12 protein-coding genes are annotated in these 18,821 nt (G+C 66.6%); all 12 read right to left on the minus strand.

Translation table 11 applies throughout. The features are described 5' to 3' along the window. Positions 1–160: 160 nt before the first annotated feature. The 12 genes from AD659_RS11225 to AD659_RS11280 are packed head-to-tail and all read right to left on the minus strand — an operon-like array spanning position 161 to position 18,817. A complete protein-coding gene (locus tag AD659_RS11225) occupies positions 161–1,522 on the minus strand; it encodes an isochorismate synthase (RefSeq protein ID WP_053121146.1) in 1,362 nt (453 codons plus the stop codon). Then, positions 1,519–1,827 (minus strand): isochorismate lyase, encoded by a 309-nt coding sequence (locus tag AD659_RS11230; RefSeq protein ID WP_053121148.1) that lies wholly within the window; start codon positions 1,825–1,827, stop codon positions 1,519–1,521. The genes AD659_RS11225 and AD659_RS11230 overlap by 4 nt, the downstream gene beginning before the upstream one ends. After that, positions 1,824–2,582 (minus strand): thioesterase II family protein, encoded by a 759-nt coding sequence (locus tag AD659_RS11235; RefSeq protein WP_053121150.1) that lies wholly within the window; start codon positions 2,580–2,582, stop codon positions 1,824–1,826. The genes AD659_RS11230 and AD659_RS11235 overlap by 4 nt, the downstream gene beginning before the upstream one ends. Then, positions 2,579–4,177, minus strand: coding sequence for a (2,3-dihydroxybenzoyl)adenylate synthase (locus AD659_RS11240; RefSeq protein ID WP_053121151.1), 1,599 nt, complete (start codon positions 4,175–4,177; stop codon positions 2,579–2,581). The genes AD659_RS11235 and AD659_RS11240 overlap by 4 nt, the downstream gene beginning before the upstream one ends. Next, on the minus strand, positions 4,170–4,889 hold the full coding sequence (locus AD659_RS11245) for a VOC family protein (protein WP_053121153.1): 720 nt from the start codon (positions 4,887–4,889) through the stop codon (positions 4,170–4,172). The genes AD659_RS11240 and AD659_RS11245 overlap by 8 nt, the downstream gene beginning before the upstream one ends. Continuing rightward, positions 4,886–6,031 carry a Gfo/Idh/MocA family oxidoreductase gene (locus tag AD659_RS11250; RefSeq protein WP_053121155.1) on the minus strand — a complete coding sequence of 382 codons (1,146 nt, stop codon included), beginning with the start codon at positions 6,029–6,031 and terminating at the stop codon, positions 4,886–4,888. Before AD659_RS11250 ends, AD659_RS11245 begins: the two co-directional genes overlap by 4 nt. Further along, complete coding sequence (locus AD659_RS11255; RefSeq protein ID WP_231987686.1) at positions 6,028–7,740, minus strand: class I SAM-dependent methyltransferase; 1,713 nt, start codon at positions 7,738–7,740, stop codon at positions 6,028–6,030. Before AD659_RS11255 ends, AD659_RS11250 begins: the two co-directional genes overlap by 4 nt. Then, the gene (locus AD659_RS11260) at positions 7,737–8,771 is read right to left on the minus strand and encodes a class I SAM-dependent methyltransferase (protein ID WP_053121157.1); all 1,035 of its coding nucleotides are present in this window, start codon (positions 8,769–8,771) and stop codon (positions 7,737–7,739) included. Before AD659_RS11260 ends, AD659_RS11255 begins: the two co-directional genes overlap by 4 nt. Then, a complete protein-coding gene (locus AD659_RS11265) occupies positions 8,768–9,871 on the minus strand; it encodes a saccharopine dehydrogenase NADP-binding domain-containing protein (protein WP_053121159.1) in 1,104 nt (367 codons plus the stop codon). The genes AD659_RS11260 and AD659_RS11265 overlap by 4 nt, the downstream gene beginning before the upstream one ends. Next, positions 9,865–11,610 (minus strand): ABC transporter ATP-binding protein, encoded by a 1,746-nt coding sequence (locus AD659_RS11270; RefSeq protein ID WP_053121161.1) that lies wholly within the window; start codon positions 11,608–11,610, stop codon positions 9,865–9,867. Before AD659_RS11270 ends, AD659_RS11265 begins: the two co-directional genes overlap by 7 nt. Next, the gene (locus tag AD659_RS11275) at positions 11,607–13,346 is read right to left on the minus strand and encodes an ABC transporter ATP-binding protein (RefSeq protein WP_053121163.1); all 1,740 of its coding nucleotides are present in this window, start codon (positions 13,344–13,346) and stop codon (positions 11,607–11,609) included. The genes AD659_RS11270 and AD659_RS11275 overlap by 4 nt, the downstream gene beginning before the upstream one ends. After that, complete coding sequence (locus AD659_RS11280; protein WP_053121165.1) at positions 13,343–18,817, minus strand: non-ribosomal peptide synthetase; 5,475 nt, start codon at positions 18,815–18,817, stop codon at positions 13,343–13,345. Before AD659_RS11280 ends, AD659_RS11275 begins: the two co-directional genes overlap by 4 nt. Positions 18,818–18,821: the final 4 nt, after the last annotated feature.

Raw genomic sequence — 18,821 nt, forward strand, 5'->3', positions numbered from 1 at the left:
ACAAACCCGTGGCGAGGGAGCTTGCTCCCGCTGGGCTGCGTAGCGGCCCCCAAACCTGCTGAATGCAAAGCACCAGGCACTCCGCATCCGCCGGTCCACGACTGCTTCGCAGCCGAACGGGAGCAAGCTCCCTCGCCACAGGTTCATCATTGGCTCGCCTTTAGCGTGGAGCCAGTTGCAAGGCCTGCTCCATGCTCGCCAGTTTGATTTGAGTTTCCTCATACTCATCGGCCGGTCGAGACCCCTGAACGATCCCGCAGCCGGCGAACAAGTGGCAATGCAAAGGTGTCATCAGCGCCGAACGCAGGGCCACCAGGAAATCGCCGTTGCCCCGTGAGTCCAGCCAACCCACGGGCGCCGCATACCAGCCCCGGTCGAAGCCCTCGTGGCGGCGAATGAAGTCCATCGCCGTCGCCCCTGGCAAACCTCCGACCGCTGGAGTGGGGTGCAAGGCCTGGATACCGTCCAGCAAGCTGCGGCCCTCTTCAAGCCGGGCGCTGATCGGGGTGCTCAAATGCTGCACCGTGGCCAGTTTCAGCAGTTCGGGTCGGGTTGCGGCTTGCAGGTTGCTGACGATGCCGCTCAAGCCTTGCAGGATGGTCTGCACCACCAATTGATGTTCGTGCAGTTCCTTGGGATCCGCCAACAAGCCTGCGCCCACGTCCTGGTCTTCCTCGGGCGTTGGGCCGCGGCGCGCGCTACCAGCGAGGGCGTGGGTGCGCAGGTGACCTGCCTGGCAACTGAGCAGCCGCTCCGGGGTGGCGCCCATGAAACAGCTCTCTGCGCGGTGCAGGGCGAACAGGTGGGATGAGTTGCGCCGCTCGTGCAGCCGGCGCATGACAGCGCCGCTATCGAGGGCGGCGTCCAGCTGATATTCGATATGGCGGGCGAGCACCACTTTGCTCAGGTCGCCGCGGTCGATAGCCTGCAAGGCGTTGGTGACTTTGGCCTGCCACTGCGGCGCGGGCAATGCAGTGCGTTCGATGACCGCTGGGCACGATGCGGGCGAGCGTGGCGACGCGAGAAGCTGTTGGTACGCCGCCAGACTGGCGTGCGCCAAGGCGGCGGGATCGCTACCGGGTTCCACCACGCACTGGCAACGCAGCCAACGGCCGTCGCTGTCTTCGCTGAGCAACCATTGGGCCAGGTGAAAACTGGCATCGGCAAACGGCGCCCAATGTGGCGCGCAAGGTTGCTGCGTGTCGAAACGCATGCCGCCCAGCAGCAGCGGTGGATGGGGGCCGTCGATCACCGCGTCGGCGCACAGAGCGAACCATTGACGGTTCACCTCGGCCAATCGCTGGGGACCCGAGGCTTCGATCTGCCAGGCGCTGCCCAGGCCGAACAGGGCCAGACGCGGTGAATGAGCGCACCAGAAAAAGCCCTGCCGGTGCGCTTCGTACAGCACCAACGGATCCAGGGTCGGTGCGGGGCGCGAGCTCACGGCGACGACGGGACGCTGGTACTCCAACGCGAGCTGGTGCGCGGCTTCGAACACATTCAACAAGGCGGCTTCGTTCATACCGCCTTGCTCTTTTTTTGCAGCCAGAACGCCGTTTGTTCCGCGATGTACCAGTGGATGACCTGGTTGAACAGGCCCTCGATGAATTCACCGTCCAGCCCGGCCTCCTGGGCCCAGCGCCGACGCTGCGGCAACATCGCCGCGACGCGGTCCGGCGCGGCGATACTGGCCTGGTCGGGCTTGAACGACGAGGCTGCCTTGACGTAGTGCATGCGCAGCCCCAGGGCATCGATGATCTGCCGGTCGAGGGTGTCGATGGCGTGGCGAATGTCCGGCAGGCCGGTGCAGTGTTCCGGGGTTTTCATACCGATTCTCCTTGAAGGTAGGCCGTGCGTCGCAGCAGGTGATGGACCACGGGGCGCGGCTGTTGCTTGAGGTAAAAATGATCGCCGTCGAACAGGCGGATATCCGGGGTGTGCTCGCTCAGGTCTGCCCAGGCCCGGGCCTGGTCAAGGCTGACATCCGTGTCGGCCCGGGCCAGCAGTACGTCGATGGGCGCCGCCAAGCGGTCAAGCTGCGCCGGTTGCCAGGTCTCGATGGCCTGGTAGTCGCTGCGCAGGGTCGGCAGGAACAGGGCGCGCAATTGCGGGTTGCCCCACAGACCTGTGGCCTCGGCATCCTGGCGCAGAATGTCGGCGATCAGCGCGGTGTCGTCCTGGCGGTGCAGGTCACTGGGTGGTTGCCGGTGCGGTGGCGGGTGGGCCGAGACAAACACATGCTCGGCACCGACACCCGCTGCTTCCAGCTGCACACCGACGGCGTAGGCCAGCGCCGCGCCCATGCTGTGGCCAAACAACCACAGCGGACGGCTGGGCAAACTCAGCAAGGCCTGGCTGATGTGTTCGGCCAGGCTGGCCAGGCAGGCGATACGCGTCTCATTGAACCGTTCTTCACGTCCGGGATATTGCACGGCCAGCAGATCGATATCCCCCGGCAGGTGCGCCAGCCACGGACGGAAGAAACTCGCGCTGCCTCCGGCGTGGGGCAGGCACACCAGGCGGGCCCGGGGTTGGTCGCCTCCACGCAGCACGCGTAACCACGCGGACATTTCGCCGCTCATAAGGCTTGCACCTGTTCCGCCAGGGCCTTGCGGTTGACCTTGCCCAGGCGCGTCAGCGGGAACTCGCGCAGCACCTGCAAGCGATCCGGCAGTTTGTAGGCGGCCAATCCACGCTCGCGCAGCCAGGCGTTGATCGTGCCCAGTTCGACCGGTCCTCCGTGGGCCAGCACGCAGGCGCAACTGCGCTCACCCAGCAGCTCATCGGCCAAGGCCACCAGGGCGACATCGCGAATCAGGGGATGGCCCAGCAACAGATTCTCGATTTCCTCCACCGGAATTTTTTCGCCGCCGCGATTGATCACATCCTTGGTCCGCCCCTCGACGATCAAATGGCCCTCGGGCAAACGCCGCACCAGGTCGCCGCTGCGGTAAAAACCGTCGGCGGTAAAGGCGCGCAGATTTTGTTCGGCGGCGTTGTAGTAACCGCGAATGGTGTAGGGGCCGCGCACCAGCAGTTCGCCCACGGCGCCTGGCGCGACCGGCACGTCATCGGCGTCGACGATGCGGATCTCGTCATCGGCGGTGAGCGGCAGACCTTGGGTTTCGAAGATGCGCGCTTGTGAGTCATCCAGCGGCGTGAAGCACAGCAACCCTTCGGCCATGCCGTAGACCTGTTGCAAGCCACAGCCCAGGGCCGGGCGGATACGCGCCGCAATCTCGGCCTTGAGTCGCGCGCCCCCGACCTGCAGCCATTGCAGGCTGCTCAGGTCGCGGTCGGACCACTGCGCCATCTCCAGCCACAGCAGCACCAGCGGCGGGATCAACGCGGTGTGGGTGATACGTTCGCCCTCGATCAGTTCGAAGGTCGTGTCGGGGCTGGGCTCCGGCGCCAGCACGAGGGTAGCGCCGACACTGAACACCCCGAACGCGCCGGGTGAGGCCAGAGGAAAATTGTGCGCCACGGGCAACGCAGCCAGGTAGCGGGTGTGGCTGTCGAAGCCACACGCGCGGGCCGCGAGGCGTGCATTGCAGGCGTAATCGTCATGGGTGCGCGGGATCAGCTTGGGCAGGCCGGTGGTGCCGCCGGACAGCAGTAGCACGGCGACTTCCCGTGAGCCTGGCGCGGGCAGCGGACGAGGGTCAGCAACACAGTCGCCCAAGGCGACGAACTCCTCGGCCGCCCCGACCACCCAGACCTGTTGCAAGCTCGGCACCTGCTCACGCAGGGTGCGCGCCAGCGGCCGATAATCGAAGCCCAAGTGCCGATCGACAATCACATAGGCCACGGCCTGGCTCAGTTGGGCCAAGTGGACCAGTTCGTGTTCGCGATGGGCCGGCAGGGCGAACACCGGAATCACGCCCAGGCGCAACAGGGCGAAGGTCAGGCTGAAAAACTCGGCGATGTTCGGCAGTTGCACCAGCACCCGCTGGCCGGCGCGCAGGCCCCGGTCGGCGAGCCCGGCGGCCAAGCGGTCGGCCTGCAGATCGAGTTCGGCGTAACACCAACGCCGATGACCGTCCACCAGCGCCTCTTTGTGCGGTGTGCGCTGCGCCTGCTCGCGCAACAGTTGGCCCAACGGCACGCCTTGCCAGTAGCCGTGTTCGCGGTAACGGCGGATAAAGTCGTCGGGCCAGTCGGTGCATCCATCAAGCATGGCAATCTCCTTGAACGGTCGGGCAACCCAGCAAACGGGCGCCGTGCAGAGTCAGCGGGTGCGCCAGGCCAGCGACTTGCACCGCCTGTACGCCGGTGTATTCGGCTGGCTGGATACGCAGCAACGGGTCGTCGCCGGTCAGCAGGCTGAGGGCGGTGTGGTCGCCGGGATGTACGCCCAGGTGGATCGCCGCCAAGCCCGTTGCGCCGTTGGGGTGAGTCATTCGGGGCGGATGCTGGGCCGGCTCATAGGGCGTGACCAGGAAGGGCAGGCGGTCGTGGCGCGGGTAGACGAAACGAAAGCGCGTCTGGCGGCCATCGACACAGGTACGCCGCCAGTTCACCGTGCGGCCCATGGCCACGCCGCATCCCGCCAGGCCCTTGAGGCGCGGCGCCAGGGCAGGGGTGTCGCACAGCAGCGCCAGGTCGCAGAACCCTTCACCCTGGGCGGCCCAGCGCAACATGCGGCGCCCAGCGCCACGGCCGGCCAGGCAGTCGATGGGCCACTTGAACAGCCAGGCGTGACGCGGCGTCGTGAGCAATTCGATGATCGGCCCCTGGCTGAACCAGATGTGCGCGTGTTGCGCGCGTGCCTCGGCAGTGGCGAAGGTGACCTCGAAACCGGCGGCGCGAAAATTCGCCACGGCCTGGTGCAAGTCGCGCACCCACAGCAACACGTGGCTGCAAGTGGAAGCAGGTTGGACAGTGTTCAAAACGGCAGCGCTCCCAGCAGTTGGGCGGTGTGATCACCACAAGGGGGTTGCACAGCGTCGGCCAGGGCCTGGAGCTCGGCCAGCGGCAGCGCACGGGGCACTGGCGGCTCTATCAAGGCGGGCATGCCGATCAGGTTGCTCATTTCGCGCCAGGCCATGGCCACCTCGGTGGCCCAGACGCCGCTGTGCAAGCGCCGTGAAGGTTCATCGATGTCGCGGCATAACTCATCCAGGGCGACGCTGACCGCGTCGGGCCAGACCTGGTTGAACACCTGCCGGTAGCTCAGGGGCACGTGCGGATCGAGCAGCACCATCGTCGGCCCGGCCAGCCGCTCGCTGCCGGGGCCGGCCATGATCAGCCGGTCAGTGCTGTCCCTCAAAGCGTGCAGGCGCGGGTTCCACAGTACCGGGCCGTGGGTGTCGCCCAGGCTCAGCACCCCGGCTTCGCAGCCGACTTCGAGGCGATGCAGCAGGAGCGAGTGGTTGTCCGGGTCCTTGGGGTGCACCTGGTTCTGTACGCGCAAGCTGATCGGTACGCCGTTGAAACGGGCATCGAGCCGGGTGAAGGGATGTTCCCCGACCGTAGGAGCCGGTGCCGTAAACGACCAGGGCCGTAGACCACCGGCCAGGCGTCCGAGAATATCCAACAGCGGGTAGGCGACCTGGCTGTTGCAGGCGGCTTCGATGTACGCCAGTCCCTGTTGATCGCGCAGGTAGGCGGCCACGGCGAGAAAGCGACGGATCGCCAGGATATTGGGGTACAGCGTATTCACCGCATAGGCGGCCTGGCCCTGGCGCGCGGCCTGCATGCACGCGGCGATTTCGCGGTGGTGCACCGGGTGTTCCTGCAACACGTGGATGCCACGGCGCAGAAACTGTTGGGCCAGATCAGCACCGGCGCCACCGGTTGCGCCGGAGCGCACCACCACGCAGGCGATGTCGACCTCATCCGGCACCTGTTCGACGGTCTCGTACAGCGCCACCCCGTAATGCTCCGCGCAGGCTTTGGAATAGGCGTTGCCGCGGGACAGGATGCCCACCAGTTGATAGCGATCATGGGCGCGGGCCAGGGCTTGCAGGTAGAGGCGGCCGAACGCGGTGCCGGCGACGATCACGCGTTTGCGCGCAAGGGGGCTGTTCACGGGCAAGTCTCCGGGAGGCGCGCCCACAGGGCCAGCGTGTGGTCGTCGGGTAACTGGTCGGGCAGTTCAAGGTTCAAGGCCGGTTCTTCGAGGTGCGCGGCCAGTGCCGCGCGGCTCAAGCGGCGGGTGGGCACCTGGGCAACGAAGACGCGATGGCCCAGGCGCGACAGTGGGTGACCGGCGGCGGGCAGGCTGCGGTTGCCCTGGAATCCGCTCCTGGCCAGTGCGGTTTGCCACTGGGTGAGGTTCAGGAAGGTGGTGCTGCTGAGCTGACGTTCATCGTCGGCCTGGTTGAGCATGAAGGCCTGGGAGGCCATCACCCAGAATTCCTCTTGCGTGGGTTCGCTGAACACCAGCCAGCCGCCGGGCTTGAGCAAGGCGAGCAAGGTCGCCAGGGAGCGCTCGGTAGCGCGGGCGGCATTGAGCACGCCACCGGCGATGATCAGGTCCCAGCTCTGGCTGCGGTAACCCTGGGCCAGGGCCGGGCGGTCGATGTCGAACACGCCGTGACGGACCCACGGCCAGTCTCGCAGACGCTCGGCGGCCTGCTCGCTGAAATAGCGCGACACGTCGGTACACAGGTAGTCCACCACAGCGTCGGCCAAGGCCGGCAGCACCGCCTGGGTGGTCGAGCCGGTGCCGGCACCGACTTCGAGCACGCGCAACGGCACACCGGTCGACTGGCGTGCCGCCCAGGCTCCGACCCAGTGGGCTACGGCGCGGTGCTGGTACTGGGCCGCCAGGCTTTCGCGGTACAACGCCGCCGCGCGTTCGGTGCGTCCTTCGGGAAACAACAGATGCACAGCCGCACAGTCGCCGCGCATCAGCGCCGGTAATTGACGGGCGTTGTCTCGGGCATAGTCGAGGGTGCCGCTGCCGCCGGTATTGCGCGCCCAGTCCAGGGTCAGTTGCGTCCAGATACCTTCGAGGGCTTCGTCGCTCCAGGTGTTCGCGTCAAGGGTGGGCTGCAATCGGGTGCCTTCGCGGCGCAACAGTCCTTGCTCCTGCAACGCGTCCAGCCAACGCGCGATCAATGGCCGATGACCCGGCGCGATGCCCCCATGGGCCAGGCCCTGGGCGACATCGTTCAACGGGGCGGGCAACAGGCCGCAATGGTCCAGGCCGTTGAGCATCGACAGCAGCGCGGCATGGCCCAGCCGATCATTGAGCCGTACCGCTTCGACGAGTCGCTCGGAGGAAAACTGTCGGTCGAGGGCCGCTTCGGTAGCATCGAGGTGATCCTCGACCCATGCGGCCTTGCAGGGGTGAGGTACGGCGAACAAGGTCTGGCCGTGCAACGCGACGCTGCTCACGTCGGGATGCCCAAGGGCCCGCTCGCGCCAGCGTTGCTGCTCGATCTTGACGCTGGCCAGGTCGCGCCAATCCCCGAGGGCATTCGTAAACCCCTGGACGCAGCAATTGAGCTGTGCCGCCGCGCGCTCGGCAAGTTGCCAGTCGTCTGGTTGCGCCGTGATGAACAGAACCTGTTCCAGGTAGCTCAGGTCGGTCAATGGCAAGGCGGGGAAGTCCAACAGCCGTTCCAGCTGTTCGGCGTTCATGACTGCCACGGCGGGGCGCTGGCGTTCGATGACCGCCAACAGCCGTGCCGGGGAACCCTGATGAACGCCCAGCTCGGTCAGGGCCGGTAAATGCCAGGGGAACGTGCCGGCGGCTAGCTCAACCAGCAGGATGTCAACGTGCAGCGTCATCTTGAAACTCCTACGGCGTGAAACAAACGTTGCCCGGCGGCCGCCAGCGGGTCGGTGGCCGCGGGCCAGACTTCGAGTAATTGGAAACCCTGGGCCTGCAAGGCCTGGCGCCATGCATCAGGCGGGATGAACACTTCATCGGTATCGCGCAGCGGCGCATCGGCGGGCGGTGACAGCAGCAGGTGCATGAAGGTCAGCATCGCCGGGTTGTCGGCGATGGACTCACTGAACAACAAGCTTGCGCCGTCCCTCAGGCAGGCGCGTATCTGCCCAAGGCTGCGGGGCAAGTCGCGGGCGTTGTGCAGGGCGTTGCCAGCGACCACCAGGTCCTGGCTGCAGGCCTCGATGCCTTGCTCGGCGAAGTCCCGGTCCAAGTCGAGCAAGCCGACGCGCAACCCCGGTTCCAGGCGAAACTCACGCTGGGCTGCGCCGGTGAACAGCGGACTGATGTCGGTAAAGCGATAATCCTTTTCGCGTGCTTGCAACGCTGCCAGCACGGCGCGGGTGGTGCAGGCCGCGCCACCGCCCAACTCCAACACCCGCAGCACATCGCCGTGGGCACTGACTTCGCCCGCCCGTGCGGCGAGGGCTTGATTGATCGCTGCGGTGAAGTGGTTGCGCTGATAGGCACCCAGCACCGTGACGGGGTCACCCGATTGCAACAGCAACGGTGCCAGGGCGAGTTGATCGCGCAACAGGTCGGGCAGGCACGCGATGACCTGGCGGTGCAGGGGCGCCATGCTGGCCGGGAAGCCCAGTTCGGCGTACAGCCCGGGCAGGTTTTCGACCGCAGCCGTGGGTGGTATGCCTTGCCAGGCGAGGCGTTCAGCGTCTTCGCCCAAGGCACCGGCGCGGGTCAGCGCCGCCAGCCAGCGCCGCACGATCCAGGCATGGCGGGGGGCCGTGCCCAAGGCCTGGTTGATCTGCCCGGCGCTGCGCCAGACCCGCAAGGGCAAGGCCTGGGTGTGCAGCAGCACTTGGGCCATCACCCCCAGGCTGACGTGTTCAAGCGCATTCAGGGCGTTGTTCATAGGCAACCTTCTTCAACGGTGTGCAGGTGATCGAGCGGGCCGGGCAGCAGGTTCAGGGCACGGATCGCCGAGGTGCGTTGCAGGCGTTCAAGGCTGGCGGCGGGTGGCAGCGCCTGGGCGGCGTAATGGCAGCCGGCACTGATTTCACCGTTCGCCACGCTGAGCACCGTGGCGGCAGCCATTGCACCGGTCAGCGCTGCGTTGCCGGCGCCGCTGAGCACCAGACTGCGGGTGCGCGCCTGGCCGTCCCACCGCCCGTCGAGTTGCAGCAGCAACGTGACGAAGGGCGCCTGGCCGCTGAGGTCCAGCCGGCTGGCCTCGCACAAGCGCTGCACCGCATCGACGCGCGGTAGGCTGTGGGCCAGGTCCAGCGCCTTGAGCACATGCCCGTCGGTGATCACGTTGAACCATTGGCCGACGTTCAAGCGCAGGTCCATGGCCAGGCATTCGCCTTCCCGGTTCAAATAGGGCAGCAGGTGAACCTGACCGGGGAAACACGGCAGCAGCACGTCCCGGCTGCGGCGCAGCGCCCGGCTGCAACGACCGTTGCGCCACGCCGCCAGGGGTTCGCTGGTGCCGTCCACCGCCCCCTGCAGAAAGTCGTCGGCAGCCACCGTGGTGAAATGGTCACGCAGGCCGAAATAACTGGTCAGTCCCTGGACCTCAGAGAAGGCCTGCTCGGCCAGCCAACGTGGCAGCAAGCCGGTAAGCCCCGGTTGCAGGCCGGCACCGAGGACGGCGCAACGGTTGTGCCACTGGCTCGTTTCAAGCGTCACCTCGCCGGCCGCATCCACGTAATGCGCATCGGTTTGCAACGCCGCCCGGGCGGCACGGTCCGCCAATCGCCAGGAGGGGCCGGCGCAGTTGAGCAGCACGTCGCAGCCGTGGGCGAACCTGGCCAGGGCGGGAGCGTCATTGAAGTCCACCGCTGCCCAGTGCAGGCGTGCGTCGGGCCATTGCCGCTGGAGCGATGCCAGGCAGCGCGCGCCGTTGCGTGAGTCACGCCCGCCCAGGCGCAGTTCGTTCACGCCCAAGCTCAACAGCGCCCGAGCGCTGGCCAGGCCGACATCGCCACTGGCACCCAGCACCCCGATCAGCATGGCTGGGCCCGCGCATTCAGGCGCCAGCCGCCGGCACGCTGGCGATCACGCCAGAACCCGCTGTAACGCCCGTCGAGGGCCAGCAGTTGCGCGTGAGTACCTGCTTCCACCAGGCGACCCTGGTCCAGCACCAGAATCTGGTCGGCGGCCATGATGGTCGGCAAGCGATGGGCGATGATCAATACCGTTGAAGTTTGCTTCAGGCTGCGAATCGCCGCTTGTACAAAGGCTTCGTTCTGGGGATCGAGGGCGGCAGTGGCTTCATCCAACAGCACGATCGGCGCGCGCTTGAGCAAGGCCCTGGCCAGGGACACCCGCTGGCGTTCGCCGCCGGACAGTGACGCGCCGCCTTCGCCCACCGGGGTGTGCCAGCCCTGGGGCAGGCGTGCGACGATTTCGTCGACGCCGGCCAGCCGCGCCGCTTCAGCCACCTGCTGCGCACTGGCGTCCGGCCTGCCGACGCGGATATTGGCTTCGAGGCTGTCGTCGAACAGGTAGACGTCCTGCATCACCAGCGACAGTTGCGCCATCAAGGCTTCGTTGGACAGTTCGCGCACATCGACGCCGCCGACCTTGACGCGGCCTTCGCTCGCATCGAAAAACCGCATGAGCAGGCGCGTGACGGTGGTCTTGCCCGAGCCCGAGGCGCCGACAATCGCCGTCATCGAATGGGCCGCTGCCGTGAAGGTCAGGTCGCGCAGCACCGTCGGGCCGCTGGCGTAGGCGAAGCTGACGTGTTCGAAGGCAAAGCTGCCGGGGGCGGTCAACGCTTGGCTGACAGCGGGTTGCGGCAATGGCGACTCACGCAGGATGTCGACCAGTTGGTCGAGGTCATTAGCAGCCATGCGCAACAGGCCGCTGCGTGCCGCCGCCTCGGCCAGTGGCCCGACAAATCGGGCCGCCAGGGCGAGCAGGGCGACCAGCTGAATGGCGTCGATATCGCCTCGGACGGCCAGGGCGATGCCCACGCCCACCAGCAGCGCAAAGGCCAATTGCACGGTCAGGCCGCCGGCCAGCAGTTTGGGAAAGGTCTGGGCCAACATCGAACCACCGGCCTGTTTCTGCGCCAGGTTGGCTGCTTGCAAGGGCGCGTAACCGTCCTGGGTCCGGCCAAAGGCGCGCAGCACGTGCTGGTAGCGGGCGAACTCGACCACGCGGTTACCGGCCCGGGTCGCGGCGGCTTCGACCCGGGCGTCGTTACGGCCAATGGCGGCGGCGGACCCGTGGTGAGTGAAGTAGATCAGCGGCGCGCACAGCACCGCGGTCAGGCCCAGGCGCCAGTCGAAGATGAATAAGGTCAGCGCAACCGTGGCCGGCACCACCACCCCGGACACCACCGGCCCCAGGTAATGGGCGAACAGGCCGGTGACCATCAACGTGCCGCTGGTGGCGCTGCGCGACAGGCGTCCGACCTTCTCCGAGTTGAACCAGCCCAGGGGCAGGCTGGCCAAGTGTCGACCGAGGCGATCATGCAAGGTGGTCAACACCACCAGCGCGAGGGCAAAGCCCTTCATCGCCTGTTGGTAATGGGCGATACACGTCAGCACGGCCATCGCCGCCAGGCCGGCCAGCCAAACCATCGCCCTGGGTAGATCACCGGCAAACAGCGTGTGCAGGATCGGCACCAGCAACGCCACGGCCAGGCCTTGCAGCACGGCGCTGGTCACCAGCCACGCGAGGTATCGGTAGAGGCGGGCGGCATGCGCCGGCCCCAGTAACGTAACAAGACTGCGGATCACAGGGACATCTCCAGCTCGGGAACGGAGTGCTTGGCGCCGGCGCGCCATAGCTGGGCATAGGCGCCGTTGGCCTGAAGCAGGGATTCGTGACGGCCGCTTTCAAGCACGCGGCCCTGATCGAGGACGACGATCTGGTCGACACCGCTGATGCTGGCCAGGCGGTGCGCGATCACCAGCACCGTGCGGCCCCGGGCCAAGGCCGACAGGGCGTCCTGGATCAGCGCTTCGGATTCGGGGTCGGCGTGGGAGGTGGCCTCGTCGAGGATCAGCACCGGCGTGTCGGCCAGCAACGTACGGGCAATGGACAGGCGTTGCGCTTCACCGCCAGAGAAAATCGCGTCTTCGCCGATCACCGACTGATAGCCACGGGGCAGGGCCTGGATGCGCGAGTGAATCTGCGCCGAGCGGGCCGCCATCTCCATCGCTGCATCACTGGCCTCGGGGCGGCCCAGGCGCAGGTTATCGGCCACCGTCCCGTGGACCAATTGCGCGTCCTGCAAGACAAAACCGACCTGCCGATACAACTGGCGCGGATCGATCTCCCGCACATCGACGCCGCCCACCCGCACGCACCCAGCCTTGACGTCGTGAAAACGCGGCACCAGTTTGGCCAAGGTCGATTTGCCCGCACCGGACGCGCCGACCAGGGCGGTCACGCTGCCGGCAGGGCAGTGGAGGTCGACGCCGTTGAGGATCGGGTGCTCGGGGTCGTAGCCGAACTGCACCTGTTCAAAGGTGATGTCGCTGCCCAAGGGCTGCTTGCCCTCGTTGGGCGCGGGCAGTTCTTCGACCTTGAGCAGCGTTTCGATGCGGTCGGCAGCCGCCAGGGCAGTGCGTTGGGCGGTCAGGCTCTGATTGATCACCAACAGCGACTGTGGAATCACCACCGCCACCAAGGTCTCGGCGAACAATTGCAGCGGCGTGATCCAGCCTTCGGCCACCAACAGGCTGCCCACCCCCAGGCTCACCAGCAGAATCACCGGGACGCTCAAGGCCATCGAGGACAACGCTTCCAGGCGCAACAGCGGCTTGACCCAACCGGCGTATTGCTCGCTGAACTGGTTGACCGCCTGTTGGTAGCTGCGATGGGCCTGGCCCACCTGGCCGAATGCCTTGACCACGGCGATGCCGTGGACGAACTCGACGATCGCCGCGCTGACTCGGCTCATGCTCTTGTCCAGCAACTGCATCTTCGCGCCGAAGCCACGCATCATCAGGGCGTAGGCCAGCGCATACACCGGCAAGGTCAGCACCGCCAGCAGCGCCAGGCGCCAGTTCAGCGTGACCAGCCACACCAGTCCCGCCACGGGGGTGACGATGGCCGCGGTGAGTTCCACCGCGTGGTGGGCGACCAGGTGATGCAGGTCCTCCAGATCGTCCTGCACCACTTTGCGCACCGCGCCCGAGGTGGTCTCGGTGTACCAGCCCAGGGGCACGCGCCCCAGCTTGCGCACCATGGCGTCGCGCATACTGGCCTGCAGGCGATGGTCCGCCAGGTGGGTCAACCACAGGGCCGCGCCGTTGGCCATCCAGCCCAGGCTCAGGGCGATCACGACCAGCGCCGCCCAGCGCCACAAGACCTGAGTGTCGACGCTGCCGGCCAGCAGCAACCGGCCCAGCTCGGTCAGGCCGATGAAGGGCACCAGGTTCACCAGCGCGCCAACTGCGGCAAACACCACACCTATTCGGATCAGGCGGTTGACCGGACGTTTGAGGGTATCCAGGGCGGTGGTCATGAGTTTTTCCGTAGGGCGTCCAGCAGGTGCGCGGTGACGGTGTGGACGTGGGGCGGTTCGATCACGCTGAAGTGGTTGCCGGGCACATCGATCAACTCGAACCGCCCCAGGCACGCGTCTTCCCAGAACGGTGCCGCCAGGTGGCCAACGCCGCCGGTGATGCCGAACGATTGCTGCTCCAGGCAGCGCAGGTAGGTCATGTTGCCGAGGAACGGCGGCGGGTCGAACCGTGCCGCGCGCATGCTGTGGCGGCACACGCGAAACAGCGTCGGCACCAGCTCCGGGCCGATGGGCACCCCGGCCTGGCCCGACGCCAGGCGCGCGTACTCGGCCAGACGTTGTTCCTGGCTGCGCGCCGATTGTTGTCGCACCGCCAGCGCCAGGGCTTCCAGGCCCGGGTCGCCGCTCAAGGAGGCCATGGCCCCGGCCGGCACGCGGCGATTGTCGCGGGCCATCAGCAGGTCGATGGCGCGGTACACGTCGTAGTCTTCGATGTGCGCGCCGAACACGGTTTTCACCGGGTCCAGGTTCAGGTTGGGTACGAAGATCGCCTCGTAGGCCAGTTCCTCGTCGGTGTCGATGAACATCGGAATGCTGTCGATCAGGCTCAGGTCCACCACGTCCATGCCGCGTTCGAGCAAGCGCCGGGCGACCTCGGTGGCGAGCAACCCGCCGAGGCAGTAACCGATCAACTGGAAGCGCTGATGCCCGTCGGCGATCAAGCGTTCGGCGTAGTCCTGGGCCACGCTTTCGATCAGGCGCTTGGGCTCCAGGGCCAGGTAGCGCTCGGTGTCGGCCACGGCAAAGCCGATCACCGGTCCGGCCTGTTGCTCGGCCAGGGCATGCCCCAGGTGTTGGAAGTAATCCAGGGTGCCAAGGGCGGCGTGGAACATCACCCGTACCGGGCCGACCTCGCCACCGCCGAATGGCACCACCAACGCATTGCTGCTGGATGAACGCTGGGCTTCGCCGCTTACCGCAGTGACGGCTGGCGCGCTTTCGCCGTGGTTGAGCAAGCGCGCCAGGGCGGCGACATTCGGTTCGTTGAGCATCTGCCGCAGCAGTGTGTCGTAACTCACGCCCTGGGCCTGGGGCAGTTGTTCACGCAACTGACCGGCGACACGGGCGAGGATCAGTGAGTCGGCGCCTTTTTCGTAGAAACTGTCGTCGACGCCAATCTGCGTCAGTCCCAACGCCTCGGCCCATAGCCGGCACAGCTCGGCGGTGAGGGGATCGGTCGGCGTGGCCTGGCCCGCGGACACTTGGGCATCCACGGCGGGGCGCAAGCTGGCCAGCCTCTTGCGATCGACCTTGCCGTTGGCGGTCAATGGCAAGCGGTCGAGCACTTGCAGGTGCGCCGGCAGCATGTATTCGGGCAAGCGTTGCGCCAGGGCGCGGCGCAGGCTGTCGACGTCCAGGCGCTGGAACCCGGCCTTGAAACGGGCGGCGAACACCTGCATGCCGAGGGCGGCCAGCGGATGATCGGCTTGGGGCAGGGTGGGCAGGCATTCACCGCCCAACGCCTGGATCCGCGCCTGCCAGGTTTCGGCGTTGTGCAAACCGCTACGGCCCAAGTCGCGATCACCGTTGACCGGGGTCATCATGAAACCCTGGGTCAACAGGATCGGCGGCCATTCGCCGGTGGGTTCGCTGAGCACCAACCAGCCGCCGGGGCTGAGCAGTTCGGTAATCTGGCCAAGGGCGTTGTCGATGTCCTTGACGCTGTTGAGCATGCCGGCACACAACACGACGTCGACGCTGTTGCTGGCCAGCCCTTGGGGCCGAATGTCCTGGTCGATGTCCAGCACGCCGTAGCGCACCCAGGCGTGCTCGGCAAACCGTTGCTTGGCCGCCGGCAGGAAAAAAGCGGTCATGTCGGTGAACAGGTAATCGACGTCCAAGCCATCGAGCAGGCCGATCACGGGCGCGCTGGTGGCCCCGGTGCCGGCGCCGATTTCCAGGATGCGCAGCGGCCCGTCGCCGTCATGGTGAGTGGCGAGGCGATTGATCAGGGCCGCGATGCTGTGATTGTTGTAGCGCGAGACGGCGTCCCCACCGTATAGCTGCAACGCCAGGTCCTGTTGGCCTTGGGGAAACAGCAGGTCGAAGGGGTTGACCTCGCCCTTGATCAACTGCGGCAATTGCCAGACATGGTTGAGCTGATAGTCGAACAGCGCCTGGCTGCACAGCCCCGAGGCGACCGCCTGTTCCACCCGCCCCCAGGCCAGCGCCGGCTCGGGTGCCGGTTGCGCCAGGCGATAGCGCGATTGTTCGAGTTGCACCAGGCCCGCCTCGCACAATGAGCCCAGCCAGCGGCGCACCAGCCAGTGATGGCGCGGCTGAGCCTGCAACGCGCTGAGAATGGCCGGGGCATCGGGTTCGGTCAGCTCGCCGCTGAACAATCCGGCCTTGAGCATCACCTCCAGCATTGAACTCAACGCCGCGGCACTCAGGTCTGCCTGGTAATCGCGTACCTGTTGGGCGTCAAAGGTGCCGACCTGGTTGTCGGCATAACGATTGATCGTCGTGAGCAAGGACGCGTCCGGCAGCGGTTTTGGTGTTGTCTGCGCGGCGGTGACAAAGGCCTGTAGGCTGCGCTCGCCGGCGGCATCACCGGTGACCAGGCTGATTGCGCTGTCCACGCCGGGGGTGGCGAGCAATGCGGCGTCGATCTCACCCAATTCAACGCGATGCCCACGGATTTTCACTTGGCCGTCTTCACGGCCAAGAAACTCCAGCTCGCCGCCCGGCAGGTAGCGACCCCGATCGCCGGTGCGATACAGACGCTGGCCGTCCACGGGGTGGGCGAAGAACCGTGCTTCGCTCAGTGCCGGGTCGCCAAGGTAACCCTCGGCCAGGCCGACACCTGTGATGTACAGGTCGCCAGGCACCCAGGTCGGGGCGTCGCGCCATTGGCTGTCGAGCACGCGAAAGCCCTGGTTGGCCAAGGGCAGGCCATAGGGAATGCTGCGCCACGCCGGGTCAATCGCGCCGATCGGGTGCAGGTTGGACCAGATCGAGGCTTCGGTCGCGCCACCCAGGCCCACCAGGACCAGGCCGGGCAAGCGCTGTTGGAGTTGCGGCGGCAGGTTCAGCGGGATCCAGTCACCGGACAACAACGCCAGGCGCAGGCTGTCCAGCGGCCGGGGCTCGGCCTGCAGGTAGTGGGCGAGCATGTGCAGTTGCGCGGGCACCGAGTTCCACAGCGTCACCTGATGCCGCTGCACCAGTTCGGCCCAGTGCGACGGGTCGGCGCCACGTGCCGGGTCGGGCAGCACCAGTGCGCCGCCTACGGCGAGGGGACCGAAGAGGTCGTACACCGACAGGTCGAAACTCAGCTGGGCCAACCCCAGCACGCGGTCCTTGGCGCAGAGCTGAAAACGCCGGTTGATGTCTTGCACGGTATTGAGGGCTGCGCGATGGCTGATCATCACGCCTTTAGGGTCGCCCGTGGAGCCGGAGGTGAAGATCACGTAGGCGAGGTCATCGGAACTGCCCTCGACCGCTTCGAAATCGGTCGACGCGGGCGCCAGTCGATCCACCGCATGCCAGTGCAACCCATCAGGCAGCAGCGTAGCGGGAACGTTCTGGGATTGGCCGAGTACATGACGCACCTGGGCGCTGCGTAGCACGCGGTCGCGGCGGGCAGCCGGGGCATTGCTGTCCAGTGGCAAGTAGGCGGCCCCGGCAAGCAATACACCGTAGGCCGCCACGACTTGGTCGAGGCCTTTGGGCATGAGGATCGCCACCGGTTCCTGGGCGGCGCAACCAGCCCGGCACAGGGTGGCAGCGACGGCCAGGGCGCGTTCGACGAGTGCGGCATAGGTCAGGCTGCCGTTGGCGTCGATCACCGCCAGCGCTTGCGGATGTTCAGCGGCCATGGCCAGCAGGCCGTCGTGCAAGCGACCGGTGGGCAGCTGCGCGGCGGTGGCATTCGCCGCCAGGCGCTCCCGCTGTTGCCAGGCCGGCAGCGGCACCTGCATCGGTTGTTCCCAGGCGATCGGGTCCAGGGCCAGTCGCTGCAACTGCGCCAGGAACGCCCGCTGCATGTCATTGACCAAGCCGTCGGGGAATACGCCCTGGCGCACGTCCCAATGGATGTGCAAACCGTGGCGGTCATCCATCACCTGGCAGTCGAGGGTGACTTGCGGGGTTTGGGTAATGCCGTGGCCCACCCGCCGCTGGCTGGCCGCCGACGGTTCGATCGCCAGGCCGATGGCGCTGGTGAACACCACCGGCATGGCCGCGGCTTCACGGCCACGACGGCGGCCGATTTCACGCATCACTTCAATGCCGGAGAACAGCCGGTGCTCCAGGTCGGCAAACAGTTGGCTGCCCAGTTGCCGGGCCTGCTGGGTGAAATCCTGGCCTTGAGGATCGTTGACCTGGAGCAGGCTCACGGAGGTGAAGTCCCCCACCAGTCGATCCACCTGCGGGTGCAGCGGCAAGCGGTTGAGCAGCGTCAGGTTGAGGCTGAAGGCGGGGCGCTGGCTCCAGCGTTGCAAAGTCCCGACGTAGGCGGCGAGCACCGCAATGGAAGGGGTCAGGCCGCGTTCGCTGGCGGCTTTTTTCAGGGCGTTCCAGTGTGACTGATCGAGCTGGGCCGAGTGCCGCTGGAAGCGCGGCAGGGTCGTGTCATCACCACTCAGGGGTGCCGGCAGTTGCGGCGCGGCAGGCAAGTCATCGACGCGCCCCAGCCAATACTCGCGGTCGCGTTGATGGCGGCTGCCTTCAAGCAAGCCACGCTCGGCCAGCAGGTAGTCGCGGAAGGTGATGTCCAGAGGTGGCAGTGTGGCTCGGGGATCGTCCAGCAACTGTTCCAACTCGTTGAACAGCAACTGTGCGCTGGCCCAGTCGGCAATCAGCGAGTCCATGGAAAAATGCAGGGTGTCGCCGCTGTCGCTGCGGCTCATGCGCAATTCGAACAGCGGCCATTGATCGGTGGGGTAGAGCTTCTGTTCCATGGCCTGGCGGATCTGTTGCACGCCGTGCCGGTGCTGTTCAGCCGTGGCGCCGCGCAGGTCCGCGACGGCCAGTGGGTATCGGGCCACGTTGGCCAGGACGCATTGCGAACCCTCACTGGCGATCACCGCACGCAGCATGTCGTGACGCTCGATCAGACGGTTCCACGCCTGTTCCACCTGCTGCGGATCGAGCAGCGGCCAGCTCAGTTCCAGGTAGCCATGGCAGGCCACGTTGCCGTAGCCAAAGGAAGATTGGCGGCCCAGGAGGTAGGCGTTCTGCACGTCGGTGAGCGGGAAGGGGGCGTGGTGGTTCGCCGGGTCAGCCTGAACCAGGGGCCGTTCCTGTGTTTCGAGCAGGTGCAGGATCTGTTCTTTATGTTCGCGCAGTTGTGCCAGGCGCTCGGTATTGAGCAGACCTTGGGGGGCGCGGAATTTCAATTGTCCGTCCTGAGGCCAGAGTTCGACGCCCAGGGACTTGAGTTCACTTAGCAGTTTGGCGGCGGGCATGGGT

It is taken from the genome of Pseudomonas thivervalensis, assembly GCF_001269655.1.
GTDB lineage: Bacteria > Pseudomonadota > Gammaproteobacteria > Pseudomonadales > Pseudomonadaceae > Aquipseudomonas > Aquipseudomonas thivervalensis.